This is a genomic window from Azonexus sp., assembly GCF_047638095.1.
GTDB lineage: Bacteria > Pseudomonadota > Gammaproteobacteria > Burkholderiales > Rhodocyclaceae > Azonexus.
In genome coordinates this window covers 24,112-29,260 of the sequence record NZ_JBLJBW010000034.1, presented here as the reverse complement: position 1 = coordinate 29,260, position 5,149 = coordinate 24,112, and the positions used below count along the sequence as shown (strand labels likewise).

At 63.4% G+C, this 5,149-nt stretch carries 5 protein-coding genes; 4 read left to right on the top strand and 1 reads right to left on the bottom strand.

Going from position 1 to position 5,149, the window contains the following annotated elements:
- The 3 genes from lysS to eco form a co-directional block, all read left to right on the top strand.
- A partial coding sequence (gene lysS, locus ACM62Q_RS09720; protein WP_415036013.1) for a lysine--tRNA ligase occupies positions 1–1,032 on the top strand: 1,032 nt, incomplete at its 5' end.
- 7 nt (positions 1,033–1,039) lie between these two features.
- Positions 1,040–2,932 carry a bifunctional tRNA (5-methylaminomethyl-2-thiouridine)(34)-methyltransferase MnmD/FAD-dependent 5-carboxymethylaminomethyl-2-thiouridine(34) oxidoreductase MnmC gene (gene mnmC, locus ACM62Q_RS09715; RefSeq protein ID WP_415036011.1) on the top strand — a complete coding sequence of 631 codons (1,893 nt, stop codon included), beginning with the start codon at positions 1,040–1,042 and terminating at the stop codon, positions 2,930–2,932.
- A 26-nt stretch (positions 2,933–2,958) separates the two neighbouring features.
- The gene (eco, locus tag ACM62Q_RS09710; protein WP_415036010.1) at positions 2,959–3,459 is read left to right on the top strand and encodes a serine protease inhibitor ecotin; all 501 of its coding nucleotides are present in this window, start codon (positions 2,959–2,961) and stop codon (positions 3,457–3,459) included.
- Between the two features lie 18 nt (positions 3,460–3,477).
- Here the strand turns inward: eco and ACM62Q_RS09705 are convergent, their stop codons facing one another.
- On the bottom strand, positions 3,478–4,344 hold the full coding sequence (locus ACM62Q_RS09705) for a pirin family protein (RefSeq protein WP_415036008.1): 867 nt from the start codon (positions 4,342–4,344) through the stop codon (positions 3,478–3,480).
- A 490-nt stretch (positions 4,345–4,834) separates the two neighbouring features.
- Between ACM62Q_RS09705 and ACM62Q_RS09700 the strand changes: the two genes are divergently transcribed.
- On the top strand, positions 4,835–5,149 hold a 315-nt coding region (locus tag ACM62Q_RS09700; protein WP_415036006.1), incomplete at its 3' end, for a PLP-dependent transferase.

Here is a 5,149-nt window from a genome sequence, read left to right as displayed (position 1 = left end):
GCCGACCAGGAAATGAAGTACCGCCAGCGTTACGTCGACCTCATCATGAACGAGGAAACGCGCTTCGTTTTCCGCGCCCGCTCGGCCATCGTCGCTTCGATCCGCAATTACATGCTCGGCCACGGCTTCATGGAAGTCGAAACACCGATGATGCATCCGATTCCCGGTGGCGCTTCGGCCAAACCTTTCGTGACACACCACAACGCGCTCGACATGCAGCAGTTTTTGCGCATCGCGCCGGAGCTTTATTTGAAGCGCCTGGTCGTCGGCGGATTTGAAAAAGTTTTTGAAATCAACCGCAATTTCCGTAACGAAGGCCTTTCGCCGCGCCACAACCCGGAATTCACCATGATGGAATTCTACGAGGCCTATGCGAATTACCACACGCTGATGGATTTCACCGAAGGCCTGATCCGCCAGTCGGCGCGCGAGGCGCTGGGCAAGGAAGTTTTTGAATACCAGGGGCGCACGCTCGACCTGTCCAAGCCTTTCCACCGCCTCACCATCACCCAGGCGATCCAGCGCGAGCAACCCGGTTTCACCGATGCGCAACTGGCTGACGCCGAATTCCTCAAAACCAAGATCAAGGCTTTCGGCGAGCCGATCAAGCCGGGCGGCCTGGGCAGCCTGCAGTTGCAGCTCTTCGAAGCCTGCGCCGAGGCGCAATGCTGGGAGCCGACCTTCATCATCGATTACCCGGTGGAAGTCAGCCCGCTCGCCCGCGCTTCCGATGCCAACCCGGAGATCACCGAACGCTTCGAGCTCTTCATCGTCGGGCGCGAAATCGCCAACGGCTTCTCCGAGCTGAACGACCCGGAAGACCAGGCCGCCCGCTTCCAGGAGCAGGCCAAGGCCAAGGATGCCGGCGACGAGGAAGCCATGTACTACGACGCCGATTTCATCCGCGCCCTCGAATACGGCCTGCCGCCGACCGGCGGCTGCGGCATCGGCATCGACCGGCTGATCATGCTGCTGACCGATTCGCCGGCCATTCGTGACGTGATCCTGTTTCCGCAAATGCGCCCCGAATAAGGAAAGAATGGACGCCCTGACCCCGGCCTGCCTCGCCTTCAATGCTGATGGCACGCCGGTGTCCGCCGCCTATGGCGACGTTTACCATTCCGCCCACGGCGGCCCGGCGCAAGCGCGCCACGTTTTTCTCGGCGGCAATGACCTACCCCGGCGCTGGCAGGGGAAAGAGCGCTTCGTCATTCTCGAAACCGGCTTCGGCCTGGGGCTGAATTTTCTCGCCACCTGGCAAGCCTGGCGTGATGATCCGCAGCGCAGCCGGCGGCTGCATTTCGTTTCTTACGAAAAACACCCTTTCACCGCCGCCGATCTGGCCATCGCCCAGCAAGCCTGGCCTGAATTCGCCGACCTTGCCGCCGAACTGCGCGCCCAGTGGCCGCTGTTGACGCCGGGCGTGCATCGCCTGTTTTTCGCCCGGCGTCAGGTCGTGCTCACCCTGTTTTTTGGCGATGCCGGCACGCTGTTGCGCGCCACCAACGCCAGCGTCGATGCGTTTTATCTGGACGGTTTTTCACCCGCCAAAAACCCGGAACTGTGGACGCCGAACGTCTGCAAAGCCCTCTCCCGCCTCGCCGCGCCGGGTGCCACGCTGGCCACCTGGTCGGTGGCCGCTGCTTTGCGCAAGGCCTTGGCAGAGGCCGAATTCAATCTCGAAAAACGCCCCGGTTTTGCCGGCAAACGCGACATGCTGTGCGGCCAGTTACGCTCGCGCCGCCCGGATCGCCACCCGCCACCGGCAGAACGCCGCGCCGCCATCATCGGTGCCGGCATCGCCGGCTGTACCGCCGCACACGCCCTGGCGGCGGCAGGCTGGCAGGTTGACGTTTTCGAACAGGCGAGCGGCCCAGCCAGCGGCGCTTCCTGCAATCTGGCCGGCATGCTGCGCCCCCTGCCCAGCGCCGACGACAATTATCTTTCCCGCCTCACCCGCGCCGGTTTTCTTGCCACCCGCGCCCTGCTGCACACGCTGCCGCAAGCGCGCTGGTCGCCCTGCGGCGTGCTGCATCTGGCCCGCGAGCCGCAGCACGAGGCCACCCAGCAACGGGTCGTGCACAGCCTGCGGCAGCCGTCGGAACTGCTGCAGTTTCTCGACCGGGAACAGGCATCCGCCCTCTTGGGCTGGCCCGCCGATATTGGCGGTTGGTGGTTTCCCGACGGCGGCTGGGTCAATCCCGCTTCCGTCTGCCAAGCCGCCCTAACGGCTTTTCCCGAACGTATCCGCCCCCATTACGGCTGCCCCATTGCGCATTTTGAACACGATGCGGCAGGCTGGCGTTTGTTTGACGCGACAGGCGCTGTCGTAGCGCAAGCACCCATCCTCATCATCGCCGGCGGCGTTGGCGCACAGCAGTTTGCACAACTCGCCTGGCTGCCGCAGAAAACCGCGCGCGGCCAGGTCAGTCATCTGCCCGCCGGGCCGTCGCTGCCTTTCGTGGTCAATCGCTACGCCTACGCCATGCCGCAAATCGACGGCCAGCGCCTGATCGGGGCCACCCTGCAATACGACGATCCTGACTCCAGCGTGCGCCCCGCCGACCACGCCGAAAATCTCGCCCGCCTGCGCCTGGGTTTGCCCGCTTATACCTCGGCCATCGCCTCCACGCTCGACCCAAGCACGCTCACCGGGCGCGTCGGCTGGCGGCCCATGTCGCCGGATCGCCTGCCCATCGTCGGCTCAGTGCCCGACCCCGCCGCCCGGCGCGGTTCCCCCCGCCTGCCCGCCCTGCCCCGCCACCCCGGCCTGTGGTGCCTGCAAGGTTTCGGTACGCGCGGCATCGTCTGGTCGGCGCTCATGGCCGATCTCTTGCTCTCACGCCTCGAAGGCGAGCCCTTGCCGCTGGAAACCGATTTGGTCGAGGCTATCGATCCGGGGCGTTTTCTGTTAAAACAACGTCATTGTTAAAGACACTGATCCACAAGGAGAACGTCATGTCCCCCTGCCACACCACCCTCGCCGCACTCGCTCTAGCCTTGTGCGCCTGCACCACCCAAGCCACGGATGCCACTGTGAAATCAAGCTCGACATCAGACCTGAAACCCTTTCCTGCCCCCTTGGCCGGTGAAATCCGTCATGTCATCGAACTGCCGCCCCTGGCCGATGAAGATTTGCGCAAGGTGGAGCTGATCGCCGGCAAGACGCTGGAAGTCGATTGCAACCGCCACCGTCTGGGCGGGCGCTGGGAAGAAAAAACCATCGAAGGCTGGGGTTACAGCTACCACCGCTTAGACCAGGTCGGCCCGCCGATGAGCACCCTGATGGCCTGCCCGGACAACAGCCGGCGCAAAGCTTTCGTTGCTGTCGGCGGCGAGCCTTTGTTACTACGCTACAACAGCAAACTACCGCTGGTCGTGTATGTGCCGCAGGATGTCGAAGTACGCTACCGCATCTGGTCGGCACCGCCGGACAGCCTGCCAGCACCGAGCCGCTGAATTGTCACGCCGCATCCATCAGGCCAGACGGCCATTGCGGTAATCCTTGATCGCCTGATGTATCCCCTGTTCATCGTTCATCACGAACGGCCCCTGCTGGACGATGGGTTCATGCAAAGGCTGCCCGGCCACCAGCAACGCCCGGCTGGCTTCCCGCGCCACCAGGCGCACGCCGTCGGCGGCAGGGTCATTGGCGAGAATGGCAAGCTGCAAGGCAGAAACATCCTCGCCGGCAATCTCCACTGCGCCACGATAGACCACGACAAAAGCATTGTGCGCCGCCAGCGGCTGCTCGAACGCGCCACCCGCGGGTAGGTCGATGTCCAGATACAAGGGCTGCGTCGCCGGTCGCGTCACCGCCCCGGCAAGCCCCTGGCTCGCACCGGCTATCACCGTGACCGCCACGCCGGATTGCGTCCGGTAACGCGGCAATTCTGCTGCCGGAAAATCCTTGTACCAGGGCGCGCACAGCTTGTCCGCCGCCGGCAGATTCAGCCAGAGCTGAAAACCTTCCATGCGCCCGGCCTCCTGCTCGGGAATTTCCGAGTGGATCACGCCGCGCCCCGCCGTCATCCACTGCACGCCACCCGTCGCCAGCACACCTTCGTGGCCGGCGCTGTCGCGGTGGCGCATGCGGCCCTCGAGCATGTAGGTGATGGTTTCAAAACCACGGTGCGGATGATCGGGGAAGCCAGCGATGTAATCGTCCGGGTCGTCGCTGCCGAACGCATCGAGCAGCAAGAAAGGATCGAGGCGGCGCTGCAGCTTTTGCGTCAGCAAGCGGGTCAGGCGCACCCCCGCGCCGTCCGACGTGGCATGCCCGGCGAGCTGCGCTTCGACGCTACGGCTGCGCTGGATCAGAGTCAGTGGGGTTTGCGGGTTCATGATCTGCTCCTTATGGGTTTCCGCCCGCCCGGGCGGGCAGCGCGCACTTTCAGTCCGTTCCTTGACGCGGATTGGGCGGATGAGCGCGGATAGCGCGGATCAAAGGCACTTACTCAGGATTTTATCCGCGTTATCCGATTTGCTCCGCGCCAATCTGCGTTTGATGTTGTTTGTCAGGGCAATGACCTGGGCTTGATCCTGAAGGCTTGGGATTCGTTCAGAAAATTCCTTAACCGCCAATAATCCACCAAACAGCCGGGCGAGATCGGATTCGGCTTCGGCAAAACTCTGCGCCACGGCTTCCGGCCCCGTGTTCAGCCCTTCGGCATGTTCAGCGCCTGCGCCAACTTACCCCGCGTGCGCCGAGCACGCTGCAAAACCTTACGCAAGGCCTCCTTCTTGTATTGAAACGTATATCGCTTCACCGTAAGCTGCGCCCTGCACTATTTTTCCATACTTTCCCACCTCCTCATCGAACGGAAACGCCAGCATGAAAATCGAAACCCTCGCCGTACACGGCGGTTACAGCCCCGATCCGACTACCAAATCGGTCGCCGTGCCGCTCTACCAAACCACTTCCTACGCTTTTGACAGCACGCAGCATGGTGCCGATCTGTTCGACCTCAAGGTGGCCGGCAACATCTACACCCGCATCATGAACCCGACCACCGACGTGCTGGAAAAGCGCGTGGCGGCGATGGAAGGCGGCATCGGCGGGCTGGCTTTCGCTTCCGGCATGGCGGCGATCACGGCGGCGATCCAGACGATTGCCGAAGCCGGCGACAACATCGTCACTTCCAGCACC